Here is a 20975-nt window from a genome sequence, read left to right as displayed (position 1 = left end):
AGTGTGCGCCACTCGGCCCCTTGTTCGGGGTGCCCGGCTCCCGGGCTGTCCCGACCTGTCCGCGGAGCGGGTCGGGAGGTGGTACCGGCCGGGCTCGGCAGTCCTGCTGCCGAGCCCGGCCGGGCCTGTGGGGCGGTGGGTCAGCCGGCCTGGCCCTTGGCGACCTCGTCGGCCGTCCAGTAACCCGAGTCGATCAGGACCGACTGGATGTCGTCCTTGTAGACCGTCTCGATGGGCAGCAGGTACGAGGGGACGACCTTGACACCGTTGTCGTAGGTCTCGGTGTCGTTGGCCTCGGGCTCGTCGCCCTCGAGGAACGCCTCGGCCGCGGTGACGGCCTGGGCGGCGAGGGTGCGGGTGTCCTTGAAGATCGTGGAGCTCTGGACACCGTCGTTGATCAGCTTGACCGAGGCGATCTCGGCGTCCTGACCGGTGACGACCGGCAGCGGGGTCGGGGTCGAGGTCAGGTTCGGGCCGTAGCCGGCGTTCTGCAGGGCGGTGATGATGCCGCGCGAGATGCCGTCGTAGGGCGAGAGCACGCCGTTGACCTTCGAGCCGTCGTTGTAGCTGCCGGTGAGGAGGTCCTCCATGCGCTTCTGGGCGGTCTCCTGCGCCCAGCGCAGGGTGGCGGCCTGCTCGATGCTCGTCTGGCCCGACTTCACGACCAGCGTGCCGTCGTCGATGAACGGCTTGAGGGTGTCGAACGCGCCGTTGAAGAAGAAGGCTGCGTTGTTGTCGTCCAGCGAGCCGGCGAACAGCTCGATGTTGAACGGACCCTTGGTGCCGGTCGGCTTGCCGTCCTTGTCGGTGACACCGAGGCCGGCCAGCAGGGCGGTGCCCTGCGCGACGCCGACCTTGTAGTTGTCGAAGCTCACGTAGAAGTCGACGTTCTCGGTGTCGCGGATCAGCCGGTCGTAGCTGATGACCGGGATGTCCGCGTCGGCGGCGGCCTGCAGCTGGCTGCTGAGCGCGGTGCCGTCGATGGCGGCGACGACCAGGAGGTCGGCGCCCTCGGTGATCATCTGGTCGATCTGCTGACCCTGGGTCGGGATGTCGTCGTTCGCGTACTGGAGGTCGACCTTGTAGTTGGCGTCCTCCAGCTGCGACTTGACGGCGTTGCCGTCGGCGATCCAGCGCTCGGAGGTCTGCGTCGGCATCGAGACGCCGATCGTCAGGTCCGCGGGGTCGCTGCTCGCGGTGTCGTTCGAGTTGCCGCCGGCGCCACTGCCACCACAGGCCGTGAGGCCAACTGCCAGTGCGGCGCCCAGGGCGGTCAGCCCCAGCTTCTTGTTCACTGCCACATCTCTCCTTCGAGACATCTGCCGCCAGAGGGCGCAGGCCCGCATCTGTGCGAGCGACACAGTGTGAACGCTAACAACCCGGTGCCGTCAACCCTTGTGACCGAGATGGATCGTCACGGTCGCGTAACGGCCCGTTCATCGGGCGGTGAGAGCGCCGCCAGTTGGGTCGCACACCACCCGATGGGGTGAGGTGTTCGCCCGGAGCGGTCCCTGCCGCCGATCCCAGCCGACCCGTGACGACGCCGGGACGGGTGGATCGTGAGCCCGGTCACTGGCACCATGCGGCCATGCGCGGGCTGATGCAGGACGTCCCCTTGACCATCGACACGATCTTCCGGCACGCCGAGCAGCACCACGGTGACGTCTCGATCGTCACCGATGGCCCCGCCGGGCGGACCCGGTCCACCTACGCGGAGTGGGCCGAGCGGACCCGCCGGCTCGGTGGCGTCTTCGACGCCCTCGGCATCAGCGCCGACGGCCGGATCGGCACCTTCGGCTGGAACAGCCAGCGGCACCTGGAGCTGTACTTCGCCGGTCCGTGCAGCGGCCGGGTGGTGCACACGCTGAACATCCGGCTCTTCCCCGAGCAGCTGACCTACATCGCCAACCACGCCGAGGACGAGGTCGTCTTCGTCGACCGCACCGTCCTGCCGCTGCTGTGGCCGCTGATCGACACCATGAAGACCGTCCAGCACGTGGTGGTGATGGACGACGGCGGCGACAACGAGGTCCCCGACGACCCGCGGGTGCTCGACTACGAGACGCTGCTGGCCGACGCCCAGCCGGTCGACTTCCACGTCACCGACGAGGGCTCCGCCGCCTACATGTGCTACACGAGCGGCACGACCGGCAACCCCAAGGGCGTCGTCTACTCGCACCGCTCCACCTACCTGCACACCATGGGCGTCATCTCCCCCAACGCCTTCGGCCTCGGTGTCCGGGACGCGGCGATGCCGGTCGTGCCGATGTTCCACGCCAACGCCTGGGGCATCGCCCACGCGGGCCCGGCCGCCGGGGCGGCGATGGTCATGCCCGGCTCGATGATGCAGCCCAAGGCGCTCGCCGACCTGATCGTCGAGGAGGGCGTCACCTTCACCGCCGGCGTCCCCACCATCTGGCAGGGCGTGCTGCCGCACCTGGCCGGTCGTCCGCACAAGCTGCGGGAGATCGGCTGCGGGGGGTCGGCGGTGCCCAAGGCGCTGTCGGAGGCCTACCGCGAGCAGGTCGGGCTGCCGATCCTGCAGGCGTGGGGCATGACCGAGACCCACCCGGTGGCCTCCTCCGGGGTGCTGTCCCGGGCCTTCGACGACGCCGACGACGCGACCAAGGCCGCCCAGCGCGCCCGCGCCGGCATCCCGTTCCTGGGCGTGGAGGCGCGGATCGTCGACGCCGACACCCTCGAGGAGCAGCCCTGGGACGACAAGGCCACCGGCGAGCTGCAGGTGCGCGGGCCGTGGTGCGCCGCGGCCTACTACAACCCCGACGCCGGGGTGGAGCTGGTGACCGCCGACGGGTGGATGAAGACCGGCGACGTCGCCGCGATGGCCCCCGATGGCAACATCCGGATCGCCGACCGCACCAAGGACCTCATCAAGTCCGGCGGCGAGTGGATCTCCTCGGTGGACCTGGAGAACGCGATCATGAGCCACCCGGCGGTGAAGGAGGCCGCCGTCGTCGGCATCCCGCACCCGAAGTGGGACGAGCGGCCGCTGGCCTGCGTCGTGCTCAAGGAGGGCCAGACGGCGACCGAGCAGGACATCCTCGACCACCTCGCGCCCCTGGTCGCGAAGTGGTGGATGCCCGACGCCGTCGAGTTCATCGACGAGGTGCCCAAGACCAGCGTCGGCAAGTTCTCCAAGAAGGACCTGCGCAGCCGCTTCGCGGAGTACCAGGTGAACGACTGACACCCGGGATCGGGGGCGCACACCTGCCGGCCCCGTCCAGGGCCCGCCCTGAGCTCGCGAAGGGTGGGGAGGACGGGGTCCTCACACCACGTACGGGGGGCGGCCGGTCTCGCTGACCATCGGCCGCCCCGCGGCGTCCCACTCCCCCATGCCGCCACCGACGTTGACCGCGTCGTAGCCGTTCTGGTTCAGCCAGGCGGTCACCCGCGCCGACCGCCCGCCGCTGCGGCAGGTGACGTACAGCGGGTCGCCCTCGGGCAGCTCGTCCAGCCGGGAGGGGACGTCGCCCATCGCGACGTGGGTGGCCCCGTCGATGTGCCCGGCGGCCCACTCGTCGTCCTCGCGGACGTCGAGGACGACGGCGTCGTCGGGGACCTCGGCGGCGGGCACGGTCGGCACCTGCTGGGGCATCATCACGCGATCCATGGTGGCACGCGTCGCGGCGGCGCTCTCGCTGACAGGATGGTCGCGATGTCCGCCCCCACGCCGGTCCGCGAACCGGTCTGGTCCCTCTCCCGCAAGGCCATCGCCCTGTGGGTGACGCAAGGGGCCGTCGGCACCGTCTGCTACGGCCTGGTGGTCACCGCCTTCTGGCTGCTGGTGCCCCTGGACGCCGGCTGGGCGGTCGCCCCGGCGCGGTGGGCGGGTGCCGCGTTCGTGCTGGCCTACGCGGTGCTGGCCCTCGCCGTCCGCCCCCGGCTGCGGTACCGGGTGCACCGGTGGGAGGTCACCGGCGAGGCGATCTACACCCTCACCGGATGGCTCACCCGCAGCTGGACGCTCGTCCCGATCTCGCGGGTGCAGACCGTGGACGTGACGCGGGGCCTCCTCCAGCAGCTGTTCGGGCTGGCCACCGTGGCCGTGCTGACCGCCTCCTCGCAGGGCACCGTGCGGATCCCGCACCTCGACCTCGACGTCGCCCGGCACGTCGCCGACCACGTCGCGCGGCGGGCCGAGAAGATCCGGGACGAGGCGACGTGACCGGGCCGACCGCGAGACGGACCTCGCCCCGGGTCCTGCTGGTGCACACCCTCACCTTCCGGCAGGCCCGCTCGGTCGTGCCGGTGGCGCTCGCCGTCATCGCCGGCCGGGGACTGCAGGGCAGCCCGGCCACCGTGGTGGCCCTGGTCGTCGGCGTCACCGTGCTGTCGCTGCTGTGGGCCGCGCTGGCCTGGTGGCGGACCAGCTACCTCGCCGGGGACACCGCCGTCGTCCTCACCCGGGGGCTGGTGTCCCGCTCGGTCCGGACCGTGCCCAACGACCGGATCCGCGGCGTCGAGGTGGAGGCGCCGCCGGTGCACCGCCTGTTCGGCCTGGTGCGGGTCCGGATCGACGCGGCCGCCGGGACGGTCGCCGGCAAGGACGAGGAGCTCGTCATCGACGGCGTCCTGCGCGCGGAGGGCGACCGGCTGCGCGCCCAGCTGCTCTCCCGGCGCGCGGTGGTGGCGACCGAGGCGGCCGGGCGGCACTCCGCGCCGGAGCCGGTCGAGGAGGAGCTGCACCGGTTCCGCAACCGGTGGCTGCTCTACTCGCCGCTGGTCGGCAGCTACCTGGTGCTCCCGCTGGCGGCGGTCGGCGCGCTGTTCCGGCTGCTGGACGAGGTCCCGGACCGGTACGTGCCCCGGCCGGGGGAGCTCCTCGGGTCACCGGACCTCTCCGACGGCTGGCTGGTCCTCGCCGTCCTCGGTGGGGCGCTCGTGCTGCTCGCCCTGGGGGCCGTGCTGGGCAGCGCCGTCGTCAACTGGCGCTTCCGCCTGGTGCTCCGCGGTGGGTCGCTCATCACCGAGCGAGGGCTGTTCACCCGCCGGCACACCGACCTGGAGGTCGACCGGATCCGCGGCTGCGCGATCAGCGAGGGGCTGGGCATGCGGCTGGTCGGCGCCGCTCGCGCGACGGCCCTGGTGACCGGGCTGGGCGACGCCGCCCGGCGGGGCCAGCTGCTCCCGCTGGGCCCGCAGGAGGACGCCTGGCAGCTCACCGACCTGCTGGTGCCCTCACCGGGGTCGCTGCAGCGACATCCCACGGCGGCCCGCCGCCGGCGGCTGGGCCGGGCGGTCGCCCCCGGCGGCGCCGTGCTGGTCGCCGGTGCCGTGCTGACGGCAACGGCCGGCTGGTGGCCGCTGCTGGTCGTCGGCGCGGCGCTCACCGCCCTGGGGGTGCCCCTCGGCCTGGCCCGGTACGCCGCCCTGGGCCACGCCACCGGCCCGTCGTCGTTCGCGGTGCGCTCCGGTTGGCTGGTCCGGGAGCACGTCGTGCTGCAGCGGCGCGCCGTGGTCGGCTGGGAGGTGCGGCAGACCGTCGTCCAGCGGCGGGCGGGGCTGGCCACGGTGCAGGCCTGCGTCGGCGCCGGGCAGGGCGGCTACTCGGCCGTCGACATGGCCGCATCGGAGGTCGCCGCCTTCACCCGCGCCGCGTCGGGCTCCTGGGCCTCCGCGCTGGCCGGCTGACCGCCGTGCCCATCGACGCCGAGGCCCTGCGGGCGCTGCTGCCCGAGCCCACCGACGCCCCTGGGCCGGAGCTCGCCGGCGCGGGGACCGCCGACGGGCTGCGCTTCGCGGGGCTGCAGCTCACCGGGGACGCGACCGGCGCCCGGTTCCTGGAGTGCGTGCTCACCGACTGCGACGTCACCGGTGTCGTCTTCGACCGCGCGCGGCTGGTCAGCTGCCTGCTCACCGACGTGCGCTCCCCCGCCTGGTCGCTGGTCGACGCCACGCTGCTGGACGTGGTGGCCGTCGGCGGCCGGTTCGGCGCGCTGACCGCGCACGGCGCGCAGCTGACCCGGGTCGGGCTGGACGGCGTCAAGGTCGACTTCCTGGACCTGCGCGGCGCGACCCTGGTCGACGTCACGCTCACCGGGTGCACCGTCGGCGAGCTGGACCTGGGCGGCGCCGACCTGCGCGACGTCCGGCTGGTCGACTGCACGGTGGACTCCCTGGTCCTCCAGGGTGCCCGGAACCGGGCCGTCGACCTGCGCGGCGCCGAGGTCGCCCGGCTGGCCGGCGTCGCGGACCTGCGGGGCGCCACGATCAGCGCCGCCCAGCTCGCCGGCTGGTCCGCCGCGATGGCCGCCGAGCTGGGCATCCGGGTCAGCTGACCAGCAGCTCCCCGAGCAGCCCCGCCGCCGCGGCCGGGGAGTCGGCGGCGAGCAGCCCGGCGGCGGCCAGCACGTAGCGGCGGTCGATGACGACCTCGGTGCCGGCGAGCACGCCCCCGGCACCGCCGCGGTCCGCCGCGACCCGGGCCAGCACCGCCTGCACCGCGGTCGGGTCCGCGTGCCGGAAGACCCCACCGGAGAGCACCACCAGGCCGACCCCGCGGGCGCTCGCCCCGCCGGGGCCGTAGGCGGCCTCGCTCCGCAGGTGCCGGCGCAGCGCCACGACCGCCGCCGCCTCACCCAGCGCCAGCGCGTCCTCGCCGGGCGTCGGCAGCCCCTCGGCGGCGGCCGCCGCACGCAGCGCCTGCGCGCTGGAGTGCACGCCCAGGTCGCCCTCGACCGTGCGCCGGCGGGCGGGGACGCCGACGGCCGACCGCTGCAGCGCGGACTGCTCCGCGTCGGCGACCGGCACGCAGTGCACGTCGGTGGTGGCACCGCCGACGTCAAGCACCAGGACGCCCGGCACGTCCGCACCGGCCCGCACGCCGGCCAGCGCTGCGACGCCGTCCAGCACCGCGTCCGGGGTCACCGCCCGCACCCACTGCCGCAGCCGCGGGTCGGCCGACAACCGGTCCCCGCCGATCACGTGGCGGAGGAACACCTCCCGGATGGCCCCCCGCGCGGACTCCGGGGCCAGCCGGCCGATGTCGGGCAGCACGTTGTCCGCCACCGTCACCGGTACCCCGGCCGCGGCCAGCACGGCGTGGACCTCGTCCCGGACGGCGACGTTGCCGGCGAGCACGACCGGTGTGAGCACCCCACTGCCCCCCGGCACCCGCACGCTCGCACCGGGACCCTGCAGCGGGGCCTGAGCCAGGGCGGCCGCGTTGTGCCGCAGCACGCCGGCCTCGCCGCCGTCCGTGCCGCCGACCAGCAGGACGACGTCGGGCGCGGCGGCGGCGAGCTCCTGCACCGTCCCGGCGGACAGCCGGCCGGCGGCCACGTGCACCACCCGCGCGCCCGCGGAGAGCGCCGCCCGGGAACCGGCCTCGGCGCTGATCAGCTCCTCGTAGCCGACCACCGCGAGCCGGAGCCCGCCGCCGGCCGAGGAGCAGGCGCGCACCGGGGCGTCCCAGCCGTCGGTGGCCGCCAGCACCCCGGTGACGACGTCGTCGTGCGTGGTCGGCGCCTGCCGGGTCCCGACCAGCCGGCCGCCGGGCAGCTCGACCAGCGCCGCCTTCGTCCAGGTCGAGCCGATGTCGATGCAGGCGACCCGGTCGGTCATGCCCGGACGAGCCCGGCGGACGCCGCCAGGCCGGTCAGCCCGGCGGTGCCGAACGCCTGGACCGGGCCCAGCGCACCGGTGCCCTGGAGCTGCCCGGCCGCCGCCCGCACCGCCGCCTCGGCCAGCAGGTCCGCGGTCATCGCGTAGGGGTCGGGGCCGGCGAGGCGCACCCGGGAGACCCGGTGCCCGTCGGCGTCCCGCACCTCGGCGACGACGTGCGTGCGGGTGCCGCCGCCGGTGGTCGGCGCCTCCGCGACGCGTCGCCCGACGAGATCGGCGAGCCGGGTCATCCCGGCCGGGGCACCCGGCACCCGGGCCAGCCAGGGGGTGACCGGGGCGAGCCGGTGGGCGACGGCGGTCGCCGGCCCGAACCAGTCCAGGTACACGCCCACCCCCTGCAGCGTCGGCGCGAGGGACGGCAGGGTCAGGTGCTCCGAGCCGCCCACCGACAGCCCGCGGCGGGACCGCCCGGCGACGTCGAAGCGCCACTCCCGGGCGCCGGCCGGTTCGGTGACCAGCCGGCCGCCGTCCCAGGCGAAGCCGGGTTCGAGCAGGACGCCGAGCAGCGAGACCAGGGTGCCGCGGGAGAAGCCCTGGCCACGGACGCCGTCCAGGCTGTAGCCGACGTCGACCCGGTGGGCGCGCCCGCCGGCCTCGGCCAGCGCCAGGGCCCCGGCCAGCGACCCGGGCACGTAGTCGTGGCCGAAGGCGGGGAGCAGCGCGGCGCCGGTCCGCTCCGCGCGCGGGCCGAACTCGGCGAAGACGCGGCGCAGGAACGGCGGCTCACCGGTGGAGTCCAGGTAGACCGCGCCGGCGTCGGTGGCCGCCGCGACCGCCGGCTCGCCGAGCCGCTGGAACGGCCCCACGGTCGTCACCAGCACGTCCCCGCGGCCGACCAGGGACCGCACCGACGCGGTGGCGGTGACGTCGGCGGTCACCGTCTCGAGCGGACCGGCGGCCCCGCCGAGCCGGGCCGCCAGCTGCTCGAGCCGGCCGGGATCGCGCCCGGCCAGCACCGGCCGGGCACCCCGGTCGACCAGCGCCTGGGCCGTCCGGCCACCGGTGTGGCCGGTGGCGCCGAACAGGACGATGCGTGCGGCCATGCGCGGACCCTAGGCGGACCGCGACGGAACTCGGCGGTCCGGGCGTGCGCGCCACCGCACCGGGTAGGTCGCGCATGATGCACCGAGGCCGATGGTCCCCCGCCCGCTCAGTTCACCGTGCCCTCGAGGCCGGCCCGGCCGGCGAGCGCGGCGGCCTCCACCCGGGTCGACACCTTCAGCTGGCGCAGCAGGTTGGCCACCAGCCGCTTCACGGTGCGCTCGGAGACGTGCAGCGTCGTGGCGATGTCGACCGTGCTGGTGCCGGCGGCCACCAGCCGCCAGAGCCGGCGGTCGTCGGCGGTCAACCGGGCGGCGACGCCCTGGTCGGCGGTGGGGGCCGCGTCGTCGAGCAGCTGGCGCAGCAGCGACTCCGGGATCACCGACCAGCCGTCGAGCACGGCGAGCAGCGGTCGGACCAGCGCCTCCGGGGACGTCGTCTTCGGCAGGAAGGCGCTGGCGCCGGCGCGCAGCGCCTCCAGCGCGGCGTCGGCCTCGGCGAGGCCGGAGAGGGCCACGACCCGCACCATCGGCTCGGTGCGGCGGATGGCCGCGATCGCCCGGGTCCCGCCGGGTGGCGGCATGTGCAGGTCGACGATCGCGACGTCGGCGTTGTGCCGGCGGACCAGGGCCGCGCCGGCCGAGGCGTCCTCGGTGGTGCCCACGACGCGCACCCGACCCCCGCTCTCCGGCGGCAGCAGCAGCGCCAGACCCCGGCTGAACAACGGGTGGTCGTCGATGACCACCACGTCCACGGGGGGCCGGTGCCCAGCCCCGGCGTCCATGCCCTCCACGTCACTCCCCTGGTCCGGCTGCGTCCCGGCGTCGCTGACCGTCGCACAACCGGAGGTGCCCGTGACCCTCGCCGCTGACACACGCCCTGCCGCCCTGCCCGCCGTCCTCACCGACCTGCTGCGCGCCGTGCGCACCCGGCTGCACCGTCCTGCCGCCCTGCCGGTGACCCCGGGGGACGCCCTGGTCCGGGCGATGTGCCACGACATGCGCAGCCCGCTCGCCGCACTGGAGTCGGTCCTCGACCGGCTGGACGACGGCGCGGGCGGGCACCCGGAGCTGCTCGAGCTGGCCCGCGCCCAGGCCCACCACCTGTCGTCGATGCTGCGCACCGCCGACGCCACCGGCGGGGCACCGGAGCGGCGCGGCACCCGGCCGCTGGTCGACGTGCTGCGGGCCTCCGTCGCGGCCTCCGGGCTGCCGCGGCACCAGCTGACGGTGACGCTCGGGGAGGACGCCGACGCCGTCCAGGTGGCCGATGCCCGGGTGCAGCGCGTCCTCACCAACCTGCTGGAGAACGCCCACCGGCACGGGGAGGGCCGGCCGGTGCGCCTGTGCGCCGACCGCCGGGGGGAGTGGGTCCACCTGGCGGTGACCCAGGCCGGGGTGCCGGCCGACGCCGTCGTGAGCCGGCTCAGCCAGCAGGCGCCGCCGGTCGACCTGGACGGCCTGGGCCTGTGGTCGGTGCAGCGGCAGACCCGTGAGCTGGGCGGACGGCTGTTCTGGTCCCAGGCCGCCGACGGGGCCTTCACGCTCACCGTCCGCCTCCCGGACCGGTGACGCCCGGGCCGGTGGGTCACGGGGCGGCGGCGACCGCCTGCGGGGCCGGCCGGGCGGTGAGCGTCGAGCCGACGCTGGCCGACACCACGACGCCCACGGCGAGGAGGCCGACCGCCGGGGTCCGCTGGCCGAGCAGCAGCCAGCCCGCCAGGGTGGCGACCGCCGGCTCGAGGCTGAGCAGCACCCCGAACACGCGCTCCGGGAGCCTGCGGAGCGCGGCGAACTCCAGCGTGTAGGGCACCACCGACGCCAGCAGCGCCGTGCCGGCGACGAGCAGCAGCAGGTGCGGGTCCGGGAGGGCCGCCGCGGCGCCGTGCGCACCGACGGGGAGCAGCACCAGCGCGCCCAGGGCCATCGCGACCGCCAGCCCGCCCTGGCCCGGGACCAGCGCGCCGACCCGGGCGCTGGCCAGGATGTACAGCGCCCAGAACCCGGCGGCGCTCAGTGCGAAGAGGACGCCGACGCGGTCGAGGTGGAGGCCGGCGCCGTCGGCGAGGCCGAGGAGGGCGACGCCGGTCGCCGCCAGCAGCACCCAGCCGAGGTCCCGCGCGCGTCGGGACAGGGCCGCAGCGAGGACGAGCGGTCCCAGGAACTCGATGGTCACGGCGGTGCCCAGCGGGATGCGGTCGATCGAGGCGTAGAACGAGCCGTTCATGCCGGCCAGCGCCACCCCGAACACGGCCACCGCCCGCCACTGGGCGCGGGACCACGACCAGGACCGGGGCCGGGCGACGGCGAGCAGCACCAGCGCGGCCACCCCCAGGCGGAGCAGCGTCGTGCCGGCCGGACCGGCGTCGCTGAAGAGCTGCGCGGCCAGCGCGGCACCGACCTGCAGCGAGACGCACGAGCCCAGCACCATCAGCACGGCCGGCCCGGAGCCTCCCGGGCGGGACGCCCCGGGGCGGGCAGCGGACAGGACCTCGGGGGCGGGCACGCCCACGAGCATCACCGCGCCCGACCGGATCGTCCAGCGCACCATCCGGGGCGCGACGGTCCAGCCCAGCTGCTGCCGCTCGTGCCGGCCGGAACCGATCGCCCACGACCTCGACATCGTGCCCGGTGAGGAGCACCCGGACCGACCGGCGGCACTGCAGGACGTCACCGGCCAGGTCGGCCCCGAGGGGCCACCGAACGGCACGGGGGTGACAGCGGGCCGGGGCATCTGAGAGGTGTCACCGCGTGGGCGGCGACAGCGACGACGCCAAGGGAGAACGCCCGTGTTCACGCACACCCATGCCCTGCAGTTCGAGGCCAAGCCCGACGGTCCCGACCCGGACTTCGCCCGCAAGATGCAGGAGATCCTCGGCGGTCAGTGGGGCGAGATGACCGTCGCCACCCAGTACCTGCTCCAGGGCTGGAACTGCCGGCTGCCCGGCAAGTACAAGGACATGCTCCTGGCCATCGGCACCGAGGAGCTGGCCCACGTCGAGATGATCGTGACCTGCATCGACCGGCTGCTCGACCACATGCCGCTCAAGCCCGACGCGGCGGACCGCACCAAGGAGGCGGCAGCCGGCTACGGCCAGCACAACCCGCAGCACCCGCTGGTCAACGGCGGCGGCGCGTCCTACATGGACAGCATGGGCAACCCCTGGACCGGCGCGTACGTGACCGCCAGCGGCAACCTGTACGCCGACTTCGCCTACAACGCCTCGGCCGAGATGCAGGGCCGGCTGCAGGTCGCCCGGCTGTGGAACATGACCGACGACCCGGGCGTGAAGGACCTCCTCCGCTTCCTCCTCACCCGCGACCACATGCACCAGCAGCAGTGGCTGGCGGCCATGGAGGAGCTCAAGGCCGACGGGCTGGACGGCATCCCGGTGCCCGAGGCGTTCCCGCTGGACGAGGAGCTGCCGGAGTTCGCCTACACCTTCATCGACGCCTCCGACGGTCCCGAGGCCGCCAACGGCCGCTGGGCCAACGGCCCCGCGCTCGACGGCACGGACAACGTCCTCCGCGCCGCCCCGATCGCCGCCACCGCCGACGCCCCGATCCTCCCGCCGCCGGACCCGCGGCTGTACGGCACGCCCCCGGCGCCGATGACCGGTCTGCTCCAGAAGGCCAAGGACGCCCTCAAGTGAGGTGCCGCCTCGGGCGTCCGCACGCCTGAGGCACCCCGCAGCGCCGTCGCCGTGCCGGCGCCCCGGCTCCGCTCCCCGAGCGGGCCTGGGACGCCGGCCCGGCGGGCGCCCGAACCGCCCCCAGCAGGAGGTCATCCGTGTCCCTGTCCGTCCCCTCGCACGCCCCGCACCTGCACCTGCCCGCGCTGCGGGTCCCGGCCCTGCCCAGCGGGCTGCCGGTCGCCACCGTGCTGTTGTCCGTGCTCTACGCCGCCGCGCTCGCCGTCGCCCTGACCGCCCCCGGCCAGCACGCCGTGGCCGGCTGCGTGGTGCTCGCCGGCCTCGTCGGCCGCACCGTCGTCCGTCGCCGCCGGTCGACCGCCGCCGCGGTCACCGCCACCGCAGCCGCCGTCGACTCGATCGCCGTCCTGCCCGCCGAGGCCCCCGCGACCTGACGCCGCGAGGCGCGCCCCCTCCGGGACGCGCCTCGCGAACGCAACGTGCTGGAACGGCCCCGTTGCAGGGTCCCACGGCGAGCCCGCGAGTCGTGGGGGGCAACGGGGTCCTTCGTCAGTGCTGGACGGCCTTCTCCGCGCCGATGCCGGTGAGCGACCGGACCTCGAGCTCGGCGTACTTGTCGACGTCCGGGCGCTCCTTGGACAGCTTGGTGCCGAGCCAGCCGAGGAAGAACGACAGCGGGATGGAGACCAGGCCGGGGTTGTTCAGCGGGAACCAGGAGAAGTCGACGTCCTGGAGGAGCGACGTGGACTTGCCGGTGGCCTCGTTCACCGGCGCACCGGAGACCACCGGGGAGAAGATGATCAGCGTGACGCAGGCGATCAGCCCGCCGTAGATCGACCACAGCGCGCCCTGGGTGGTGAAGTTCTTCCAGAACAGCGTGTAGAGGATCGTCGGGAGGTTCGCCGACGCTGCGACGGCGAAGGCCAGCGCCACCAGGAAGGCGATGTTCAGCCCGGCCTGCAGCGCCAGGATGCCCAGGCCGATGGAGATCGCACCGATGACGATCGCGGCGATCCGGGCGACCTTGACCTCCGTGCCCGGCGCGGCGTTGCCCTTCTTGATCACCGAGGCGTAGATGTCGTGGGCGAAGGACGCCGACGCGGTGATCGTCAGGCCGGCGACGACGGCCAGGATGGTGGCGAACGCGACGCCGGAGATGATCCCGAGCAGCGCGGTGCCACCGAGCTCGAAGGCCAGCAGCGGCGCGGCGGCGTTCACCGCACCCGGGGCGGCCAGGATCTCCTCCCGGCCGACCAGCGCACCGGCGCCGTAGCCGATGACCAGGCTGAAGATGTAGAAGATGCCGATCAGCCAGATGGCCACGACCACCGACTTCCGGGCGTCCTTGGCCGTCGGCACCGTGTAGAAGCGCATGAGCACGTGCGGCAGACCCGCGGTGCCCAGCACCAGGGCCAGACCCAGGCTGATGAAGTCGAGCTTGGTCACGTTGGTCAGGCCGTACTGGGCGCCGGGTTCGGCGACCGCCTGGCCACCGTTCTCGATCGCCCCGCCGATCAGCGAGGACAGGTTGAACCCGTACTCGGCGAGCACCCAGACGGTCATCACCAGGGCGCCGATGATCAGCAGCGAGGCCTTGATCACCTGCACGTAGGTGGTGCCGCGCATGCCGCCGACGAGGACGTAGAAGATCATCAGCGCGCCGACGACGACGACGGTCGCGGCCTGCGCGGCCTCACCGGTGACGCCGAGCAGCAGCGTCACCAGGCCACCGGCACCGGCCATCTGGGCGAGCAGGTAGAAGAGGCTGACGACCAGGGTCGAGAGCGCCGCGGCGGTGCGCACCGGGCCCTGCCGCATCCGGAAGGCCAGGACGTCGGCCATGGTGAAGCGGGCGGTGTTGCGGAGCAGCTCGGCGACGAGCAGCAGCGCCACCAGCCAGGCGACCAGGAAGCCGATCGAGTAGAGGAAGCCGTCGTAGCCGTAGACGGCGATCGCCCCGGCGATGCCCAGGAACGAGGCGGCCGACAGGTAGTCACCGGCGATCGCCAGGCCGTTCTGGGTGCCGCTGATGTTGCGGCCGGCCGCGTAGAAGTCGGCGGCGCTCTTGTTGTTGCGGCTGGCCCGGAAGGTGATGACCAGCGTGATCAGGACGAAGACGCCGAAGATCGAGATGTTGATGGCCGGCTCGCCGATGGTGCCGGCGTCGGCGGCGATCAGGTCAGCCACGGGTGGTCCCCTCGCGAGGGCCGGCGAACTCGTGCGCCTCGAGCCGCTGGCGCATCTCGTCGGCGATCGGGTCGGTGGACTTGCCGGCGTGCCGCACGTAGAGCTGGGTGATCAGGAACGTCGTCACGAACTGGCCCAGGCCGAGCAGGATCCCGAGGTTGATGTTCCCGAAGACCTGGGTGGACATGAAGTCGTGCGCGTAGGTCGAGAGCAGCACGTAGAGCAGGTACCAGGCCAGGAAGGCCACCGTCATGGGCACGGCGAAGCTCCGGAAGCGGCGGCGCAGCTCGGTGAACTCCGGGGAGTCCTGCGCCTGGCGGTACTCCTCCGGGGTCAGCAGCTTGCGTTCGGTCGGTGGGGTCATGGCGCGCCTCACTGTGCATGGCCTGAGTGGTGATCGCGGTCACCATAAGCGGCACTCGATCAGAACGGGAGAGGCCGCAATCCGATGGTTATGGAGGGACTCCCGGTCGACGCCGGAACTCCACGCAGGTGCAACGCCGGGGCAACACCGGGCTGGTGGCATGGGTGCATGGCGATCTCCCGGCCCGGCACCACGGCATCCCGCTCCCTGGGCGGGGCCGGCTCGCCGACCGGCTGGTTCCCGGTGGCCCGCTCCGCGGAGGTGCAGACGACGCCGGTGCCGGTGGGCGCCGCGGGCCGGGCCTACGTCGTCGTCCGGCTGCGGCCCGGTGCGGAGGTGACCGCGCTGTCGGCCCGCTGCCCGCACCGGCTGGTGCCGCTGGCCACGGCCACCGTCGTCGACGGCCGGCTGCAGTGCCCGTCCCACGGCTGGCAGTTCGACGCGGAGGGCCGCTGCGTGGCGATCCCGTCCCTCGGCGTCGACGGCACCCCGCCGCCGCGCGCCGACCTCTCGGCCCCGTGGGCGGTGGAGGAGCGGGACGGCTGGGTCTGGCTGGCCCCGGAGCGAACGCCGCTGGCCCGTCCGCCGCGGCTGGCCGGTCGCACGCCCACCCTCGAGCCGGTGCCCGCCCCGCCGGCTCCGGACGGCCCGGTGTTCGGCAACCTCGACCCGGCCCTGGAGCACGCCTGGCACCCCGTCGCCCGGGCCGGTGAGCTGGTCGAGGGCGGCTGGGTCCAGGTGCGGCTGCTCGGCCGGACCTGGACCCTGCACCGCCGCGACGGCGTGCCGGACGCCGATCCGCCGGCCTGGGGTGTCCTCGAACGGCACGGCCTGGTGTGGATCGCCCCCGCCGAACCGCGAGACGAGTTGCTCGACGTCCCGGAGACCACCGACGCCCGGTTCACCGCCGTCTGGCTGACCCCGGCGCGCAGCACCGCCCCGGCGGGCCTGCTGGCCGACGCATTCCTGGACGGGGCGCGCGGCCGCCGGCCGCCCGGCGCCGAACCGCAGGAGTCGCCCGAGTACGCGGTGAGCCCCGAGCCGGGGGGCTTCAGCGGCGCCCTGGAGCAGCGGGCCGTGGACTCGGCCGTCGCCCGCCGGCGCGTGACCTACCGGTACCGGGCCCCCTTCCAGCTGCTGCGCCGGGAGGAGCCAGACAGCGGTGCGGTCCGGACGACCCTGTTCCTGCTGCAGCCCGAGGACGCCGACTCGACGCGGGTCCACACCTGCCTGCTGCTGCACGGCCTCGGCGGAGCGGCGGTGGTCCCGGCGGACGTCGTCGCCGCCGAGCGGGCCGCCGAGGAAGCGGTGCTCGCGGAGGACCTCGCGCGGCAGGCGAGGACGGAGAGCGCGGGCCTGCCCCTGCAGCTGCGCGACGAGCTGCACCTGCGGGCCGACCGGCTCGGCGTCGCCCTGCGCCGGGCGCTGGCCGACCTCGCCGCGAACGCCGCCGTCGCCGACCGGGCGGCCGGGCTGCAGCGGCGCGCCTCGGCCTGACCCCTCCGCCTCCGCAGCCGGCGCACGGGAGGACGATCGGCCCGTGACCGCACCGGGAGCGTTCGAGAGGGGCACCGACGGCCCCCGCGTCATCCTCGTCGGCGTCGACGGGTCGTCCACCTCGCTGCGGGCCGCGGCCTACGCGGCCGGCCTCGCCCGCCGGCAGCGCTCGCGGCTGGTCGCCGTGCACGTCGCCGAGGCGGCTCCACCGATGGCCGGCTGGGTGCCCGCCGCCCAGGCGGTCGTCCGGGAGGCCGCTGCCGAGGTGGACGCGGAGCTGCGACGGGAGATCCTGGCGGCCGCCGAGCAGCTGGGCATCGAGGTCGACTACCGCAGCGTGCACGGCGACCCGGTCGCCGAGATCTCCCGGATCGCCGACGCCCTGCCCGCGGACGCCGTGCTGGTGGGCGCCTCGGAGCAGGCTGGGCACCGGGTGATCGGCTCGGTGGCGGTCCGGCTGGTGCGGATGGGCCACTGGCCGGTGACCGTCGTCCCGTGACGGTCCCGTGACGGTCCCGTGAGCGGCGCCTGCGGGCCGAGTGGGCAGTCGTGGTCGCCGACACGGCGGGACACGCCGGGCGCGACGACCAGAACTGCTCAGTCGCCGTCGGGGTCGTCGGGGTCGTCGGGGTCGTCGGGGTCGTCGTGGTCGTCGTGGTCGAAGGCGCCGGCGACGAGGTCCCGGTGGACGGCGAGCAGCCGCCAGAGCACCCCGGCCAGCACGAGCTCCGCGGCCCCGGCGACGGCGAAGACCGTCGGCACGCTGGTCGCGTCGGCGAGCACCCCGCCGACCAGCGCACCCAGCGGGATGCCGCCCCACACCAGCGTCCGGTAGCCGCCCTGGACCCGGCCGAAGAGCTCCTCAGGGATCAGCGCCTGCCGCAGCGACATGGTGAGCACGTTCCAGAACAGCACCCCCGCCACCCCGCCGCCGAAGAGCGCGCCGGCGACCACGCCGTTCTCGGTGAACGCCATCGCCCCGAGCGCGAGGGCCGCGATCACCGACCCGGCGACCAGCGTGGCGGTGCGGCCGATCGCCCGGGCCAGCGGTGCCGCGGTGAGCCCGCCGACCACGGCACCGACGCCGGCAGCGGTGAGCAGCAGGCCGTAGCCGGCCTCGCCGATGTGCAGGGTGTCCAGGGCGTACAGCACCAGCACGCCGGTGGTCATCGACTGGGTGAACGAAGTGCTCGCCGAGACCAGCGTCAGGCCGCGCAGGAACCGGTGCCGCCACAGCCAGCCGACACCCTCGGCGACGTCCCGGCGGATCGTCGTCCGTGGACCGTCGGCACGGGCCGGGCGGTGCGCACCGGCGATGCCGACGACCAGCACCGCGGCGAGCAGGAACCCGCCGGCCGAGGTGACCAGCGGCGCGGCGACGGCCAGCGCGAACAGCACCGACCCCAGCGGCGCACCGATGAAGCCCTGGCTGGCCTCCTCCGCGGTGGTCAGCAGCCCGTTGCCGCGGTCCAGCTGCTCCCGGCGCACGACCTGGGGCAGCATCGCCCGGGCCGCGCTGTCGTAGACGGTCTCGGCCACCCCGACGGCGAAGGCGACGGCGTAGAGGACGACGAGGGACGCCGTGCCGGTCAGCGCGGTGACCGCCAGCGCCCCGAGAGCCAGCGCGCGGACGACGTTGGCCGCAGCCATCGCCCCCTTGCGGTCGACCCGGTCGACGACGGCCCCTGCCGGTAGCGCGAACAGCAGCCAGGGCAAGAACGCCAGCGACGTCAGCCCGGCCACCAGCACGGGGTCCCGGGTCAGCGTCGCCGCCAGCAGCGGCAGCGCCACCCGGTTGACGCCGTCGGCGAGGTTGGAGACGGCGCTGGCCGCGTACAGCCGCCAGAACGCCGGGCCGAGGGGCGTGGACACCCCGCCGACCCTGCCAGTGCCGTGCCACCCGTCCGCAGCCCGGCTGCGACGATCAGGTGCGTGATCGACCTCGAGGCCCTGACCGGCCGCACCTTCGACGCCGTGCTCTTCGACATGGACGGCACCCTCATCGACTCGATGGCCGGCTCGCTGCAGGCCTGGGCGCGCTGGGCCACCGAGCACGGCGTCGACCCCACGCACCTGGCCGACCTGGGCGGGCGACCGGCGGCCCAGGTCGTCCCGGCGCTGCTCACCGCCGACCGGGTCGCCGACGCGCTGGCCCGGATCGAGCACCTGGAGAACGAGGTGGCCGCCGACGGCATCGAGCTGCTGCCCGGCACCGTCGAGGCGCTCGCCGCGCTGCCGCCCGACCGGGTGGCGATCGTGACCTCCTGCACCCGCACGCTGCTGGCCGCCCGGCTGGCCGGCTCCCGGCTCCCTCGCCCGCAGGAGATCGTCACCTTCGACGACGTCGAGCGCGGCAAGCCGGCACCCGACCCGTTCGTGCTGGGCGCCCAGCGGCTCGGGTTCGACCCGGCCCGCTGCCTGGCGGTCGAGGACGCCCCGGCGGGGCTGGCCTCCGCCCGCGCGGCGGGCTGCACGACGCTGGCGGTCGGCGACACCCACCCCCACGACGAGCTGGACGCCGACGCGCACGCCCCCGACCTCTCGCACGTCCGGTTCACCGCCGGCCCGGGCGGCATCACCGTCTCGCCGACCTGACCCGCGGGGTCATCCCGGGGGTGGACGCGCGGCTCACCCCGCAGGACGACGACGCCGCCTGCCCGGTTGCCTAGGGTCGGTCGGGTGGACTCCCCGCAGCCCGAGCGCCTGGCGGCGTGGCTGCGCGACCATCCCCTCGCGGTCGACGCCTGCCTGGCGGGGCTGTTCTTCCTGGTCTTCTCCGTCGCGATGGGCGCGGGCGCCGGCTCCGGGGACGCCGCGCTCTTCGGGCTCCTGCTCAGCGTCCCGCTGGTCTGGCGCCGGCGGGCACCGGTGGCCGCCGCGGCCGCGGTGGTGGCGCTGGGGCTGCTGCAGCTGGTGCTCGTCAGCACGGACCTGCTGCCGGCCGACGTCGCCGCGCTGGTGATGGTCTACTCGCTGGCCGCCTACGCGCCGCGGTGGGCGTCCCGCGCCGGGCTGGTCGTCGGGTTGGTCGCCGCCGGGCTGGCCGCGCTGCGCTACTACTCGCCGCTCTACGAGCCGGAGTCCCTCGTCATCATGGCCGGGGCGATCGGCGTCACCGTCGTCGCCGCCTGGGCGCTGGGTGACCTGCGCCGGGCCCGGCTGCAGCAGGTCGCCGGCCTGGAGGAGCGGGCCCGGCTGCTGGAGCTGGAGCGCGACCAGGAGATGCGGCTGGCCGCCACGGCCGAGCGGGCGCGGATCGCCCGCGAGATGCACGACGTCGTCGCCCACTCGTTGTCCGTGGTGATCGCGCAGGCCGACGGCGGGCGCTACGCCGGGCAGGCCGACCCGGCGGCGGCGACCTCGGCGCTCGAGCAGATCTCGGCCACCGGCCGGCAGGCGCTGACCGACATGCGCTCACTGCTCGGCGTGCTGCGCGAGGACGGCGGGCAGGAGTACGCGCCGCAGCCCGACGTCGCCGCGATCGATCGGCTCGTGGCCGACGTGCAGGCCAGCGGGCTGGACGTCGACCTGATCGTCGAGGGCGCACCGGTGACGATGCCCGCCGGGCCGCAGCTGGCCGCCTACCGGATCGTCCAGGAGTCGCTGACCAACGTGCTCAAGCACGCCGGCCCGGCGAGCCGGGCCTGGGTGCGGCTGCACTGGCGGCCGGACGCCCTGGAGGTCGCCGTGCTGGACGACGGCCGCGGCGCTGCGGCCGCGCTCGCCGGGGAGGACGGACCGGTCCCGTCCGCGCCCGGGCACGGGCTGCTGGGCATGCGCGAGCGCGCCGAGCTGCACGGCGGACGGCTGACCGCGGCACCCCGGCACGGCGGCGGCTTCGGCGTCCAGGCCGTCCTGCCCTACCGTTCCCCCCGATGACCAGCCTCGCCCCCATCCGCGTCGTCCTCGTCGACGACCAGCAGCTCGTCCGGGCCGGCTTCCGGATGGTGATCGACTCCCAGCCCGACCTGACCGTGGTCGGCGAGGCGGGCGACGGCGCGGCGGCGGTCGAGGCGGTGCGGGGCACCTCCGCCGACGTGGTGCTGATGGACATCCGGATGCCCGGCACCGACGGGATCACCGCGACCGAGCAGGTCACCGCACTGCCGGACCCGCCGCGGGTGGTCGTGCTGACCACCTTCGACCTCGACGAGTACGTGGTCGCGGCGATCGGCGCCGGCGCCAGCGGCTTCCTGCTCAAGGACGCCCCACCGGAGGAGATGCTGGCCGCGGTGCGGACCGTGCACGCCGGTGACTCGGTGATCGCCGCGAGCTCCACCCGCCGGTTGCTGCAGCACGTGGCCCCGATGCTGCGCGGCTCGGCCGGGACGGCGACGGCGCAGGCCGACCCCCGGGCGCTCGCCGAGCTGACGCCGCGGGAGAAGGAGGTGCTGGTGCTGATGGCCTACGGCGCCTCGAACACCGAGATCGCGGGCCGGTTGTTCGTCAGCGAGGCGACGGTGAAGACCCACGTCGGCCGGGTGCTGGGCAAGACCGGCTCGCGGGACCGGGTGCAGGCCGTCGTGCTGGCCTACCGCACCGGCCTGGTCGCCCCCGCCGACCTGCTCCGCGACGCCCCCGCCTCCTGAA

Annotated in this window: 21 protein-coding genes; 12 read left to right on the top strand and 9 right to left on the bottom strand. The window is 75.0% G+C overall.

Going from position 1 to position 20975, the window contains the following annotated elements; translation table 11 throughout:
- Window positions 1–140: 140 nt before the first annotated feature.
- Window positions 141–1295 carry a multiple monosaccharide ABC transporter substrate-binding protein gene (chvE, locus tag FHL79_RS17735; RefSeq protein WP_171058219.1) on the bottom strand — a complete coding sequence of 385 codons (1155 nt, stop codon included), beginning with the start codon at window positions 1293–1295 and terminating at the stop codon, window positions 141–143.
- Between the two features lie 293 nt (window positions 1296–1588).
- Here chvE and FHL79_RS17730 point away from each other — a divergent pair, with 293 nt between their 5' ends.
- Entirely contained in the window at window positions 1589–3205 is a 1617-nt protein-coding gene (locus FHL79_RS17730) for a long-chain fatty acid--CoA ligase (RefSeq protein ID WP_138759900.1), read from the top strand.
- Between the two features lie 81 nt (window positions 3206–3286).
- Here the strand turns inward: FHL79_RS17730 and FHL79_RS17725 are convergent, their stop codons facing one another.
- Window positions 3287–3619: a rhodanese-like domain-containing protein gene (locus tag FHL79_RS17725; protein WP_138759916.1), complete on the bottom strand. Its 333-nt coding sequence runs from the start codon at window positions 3617–3619 to the stop codon at window positions 3287–3289.
- A 57-nt stretch (window positions 3620–3676) separates the two neighbouring features.
- Between FHL79_RS17725 and FHL79_RS17720 the strand changes: the two genes are divergently transcribed.
- From FHL79_RS17720 to FHL79_RS17710, 3 genes are read left to right on the top strand one after another with little or no spacing between them, the layout of a single operon-like run.
- Window positions 3677–4186 carry a PH domain-containing protein gene (locus FHL79_RS17720; RefSeq protein ID WP_138759899.1) on the top strand — a complete coding sequence of 170 codons (510 nt, stop codon included), beginning with the start codon at window positions 3677–3679 and terminating at the stop codon, window positions 4184–4186.
- Complete coding sequence (locus FHL79_RS17715) at window positions 4183–5652, top strand: PH domain-containing protein (RefSeq protein ID WP_138759898.1); 1470 nt, start codon at window positions 4183–4185, stop codon at window positions 5650–5652. Before FHL79_RS17720 ends, FHL79_RS17715 begins: the two co-directional genes overlap by 4 nt.
- A gap of 5 nt (window positions 5653–5657) precedes the next feature.
- A complete protein-coding gene (locus tag FHL79_RS17710; protein WP_138759897.1) occupies window positions 5658–6299 on the top strand; it encodes a pentapeptide repeat-containing protein in 642 nt (213 codons plus the stop codon).
- Here FHL79_RS17710 and FHL79_RS17705 read toward each other — a convergent pair.
- The 3 genes from FHL79_RS17705 to FHL79_RS17695 all read right to left on the bottom strand — a co-directional run bounded on the left by FHL79_RS17705 (window position 6292) and on the right by FHL79_RS17695 (window position 9469).
- Window positions 6292–7584 (bottom strand): glutamate mutase L, encoded by a 1293-nt coding sequence (locus FHL79_RS17705; RefSeq protein WP_138759896.1) that lies wholly within the window; start codon window positions 7582–7584, stop codon window positions 6292–6294. The two genes, FHL79_RS17710 and FHL79_RS17705, sit on opposite strands and share 8 nt — an antisense overlap.
- The gene (locus FHL79_RS25170) at window positions 7581–8687 is read right to left on the bottom strand and encodes a saccharopine dehydrogenase family protein (RefSeq protein WP_171058217.1); all 1107 of its coding nucleotides are present in this window, start codon (window positions 8685–8687) and stop codon (window positions 7581–7583) included. The genes FHL79_RS17705 and FHL79_RS25170 overlap by 4 nt, the downstream gene beginning before the upstream one ends.
- Before the next feature lie 107 nt (window positions 8688–8794).
- The gene (locus FHL79_RS17695) at window positions 8795–9469 is read right to left on the bottom strand and encodes a response regulator (protein ID WP_171058216.1); all 675 of its coding nucleotides are present in this window, start codon (window positions 9467–9469) and stop codon (window positions 8795–8797) included.
- 70 nt (window positions 9470–9539) lie between these two features.
- Here FHL79_RS17695 and FHL79_RS17690 point away from each other — a divergent pair, with 70 nt between their 5' ends.
- Window positions 9540–10256, top strand: coding sequence for a sensor histidine kinase (locus FHL79_RS17690; RefSeq protein ID WP_138759894.1), 717 nt, complete (start codon window positions 9540–9542; stop codon window positions 10254–10256).
- 16 nt (window positions 10257–10272) lie between these two features.
- Here the strand turns inward: FHL79_RS17690 and FHL79_RS17685 are convergent, their stop codons facing one another.
- Window positions 10273–11307 carry an EamA family transporter gene (locus FHL79_RS17685; RefSeq protein WP_246080927.1) on the bottom strand — a complete coding sequence of 345 codons (1035 nt, stop codon included), beginning with the start codon at window positions 11305–11307 and terminating at the stop codon, window positions 10273–10275.
- 166 nt (window positions 11308–11473) lie between these two features.
- On the opposite strand from FHL79_RS17685, the gene FHL79_RS17680 reads away from it, so the two are divergent.
- Both FHL79_RS17680 and FHL79_RS17675 read left to right on the top strand, forming a co-directional pair.
- On the top strand, window positions 11474–12337 hold the full coding sequence (locus FHL79_RS17680) for a manganese catalase (RefSeq protein WP_138759893.1): 864 nt from the start codon (window positions 11474–11476) through the stop codon (window positions 12335–12337).
- 137 nt (window positions 12338–12474) lie between these two features.
- A complete protein-coding gene (locus tag FHL79_RS17675) occupies window positions 12475–12771 on the top strand; it encodes a hypothetical protein (protein WP_246080926.1) in 297 nt (98 codons plus the stop codon).
- 115 nt (window positions 12772–12886) lie between these two features.
- On the opposite strand, the gene FHL79_RS17670 is transcribed toward FHL79_RS17675, so the two are convergent.
- The gene (locus FHL79_RS17670) at window positions 12887–14524 is read right to left on the bottom strand and encodes a monocarboxylic acid transporter (RefSeq protein ID WP_171058215.1); all 1638 of its coding nucleotides are present in this window, start codon (window positions 14522–14524) and stop codon (window positions 12887–12889) included.
- Window positions 14517–14888: a DUF485 domain-containing protein gene (locus FHL79_RS17665; protein ID WP_138759892.1), complete on the bottom strand. Its 372-nt coding sequence runs from the start codon at window positions 14886–14888 to the stop codon at window positions 14517–14519. The genes FHL79_RS17670 and FHL79_RS17665 overlap by 8 nt, the downstream gene beginning before the upstream one ends.
- Window positions 14889–15056: 168 nt before the next feature.
- Here FHL79_RS17665 and FHL79_RS17660 point away from each other — a divergent pair, with 168 nt between their 5' ends.
- Both FHL79_RS17660 and FHL79_RS17655 read left to right on the top strand, forming a co-directional pair.
- Window positions 15057–16385 (top strand): Rieske 2Fe-2S domain-containing protein, encoded by a 1329-nt coding sequence (locus FHL79_RS17660; RefSeq protein WP_138759891.1) that lies wholly within the window; start codon window positions 15057–15059, stop codon window positions 16383–16385.
- Window positions 16386–16428: 43 nt separating this feature from the next.
- Window positions 16429–16884 carry a universal stress protein gene (locus FHL79_RS17655; RefSeq protein ID WP_138759890.1) on the top strand — a complete coding sequence of 152 codons (456 nt, stop codon included), beginning with the start codon at window positions 16429–16431 and terminating at the stop codon, window positions 16882–16884.
- Between the two features lie 98 nt (window positions 16885–16982).
- Here the strand turns inward: FHL79_RS17655 and FHL79_RS17650 are convergent, their stop codons facing one another.
- Window positions 16983–18257, bottom strand: coding sequence for an MFS transporter (locus FHL79_RS17650; RefSeq protein WP_246080925.1), 1275 nt, complete (start codon window positions 18255–18257; stop codon window positions 16983–16985).
- A 60-nt stretch (window positions 18258–18317) separates the two neighbouring features.
- Here FHL79_RS17650 and FHL79_RS17645 point away from each other — a divergent pair, with 60 nt between their 5' ends.
- From FHL79_RS17645 to FHL79_RS17635, 3 genes are all read left to right on the top strand, one after another.
- Window positions 18318–18980 (top strand): HAD-IA family hydrolase, encoded by a 663-nt coding sequence (locus tag FHL79_RS17645; RefSeq protein ID WP_138759889.1) that lies wholly within the window; start codon window positions 18318–18320, stop codon window positions 18978–18980.
- Window positions 18981–19064: 84 nt separating this feature from the next.
- On the top strand, window positions 19065–20264 hold the full coding sequence (locus FHL79_RS17640) for a sensor histidine kinase (RefSeq protein ID WP_138759888.1): 1200 nt from the start codon (window positions 19065–19067) through the stop codon (window positions 20262–20264).
- Window positions 20261–20974 (top strand): response regulator, encoded by a 714-nt coding sequence (locus FHL79_RS17635; RefSeq protein WP_138759887.1) that lies wholly within the window; start codon window positions 20261–20263, stop codon window positions 20972–20974. The genes FHL79_RS17640 and FHL79_RS17635 overlap by 4 nt, the downstream gene beginning before the upstream one ends.
- Window position 20975 lies beyond the last annotated feature (1 nt).

This window comes from Modestobacter altitudinis (assembly GCF_005930475.1).
GTDB lineage: Bacteria > Actinomycetota > Actinomycetes > Mycobacteriales > Geodermatophilaceae > Modestobacter > Modestobacter altitudinis.
This window is presented reverse-complemented; position numbering and strand designations above follow the sequence as displayed.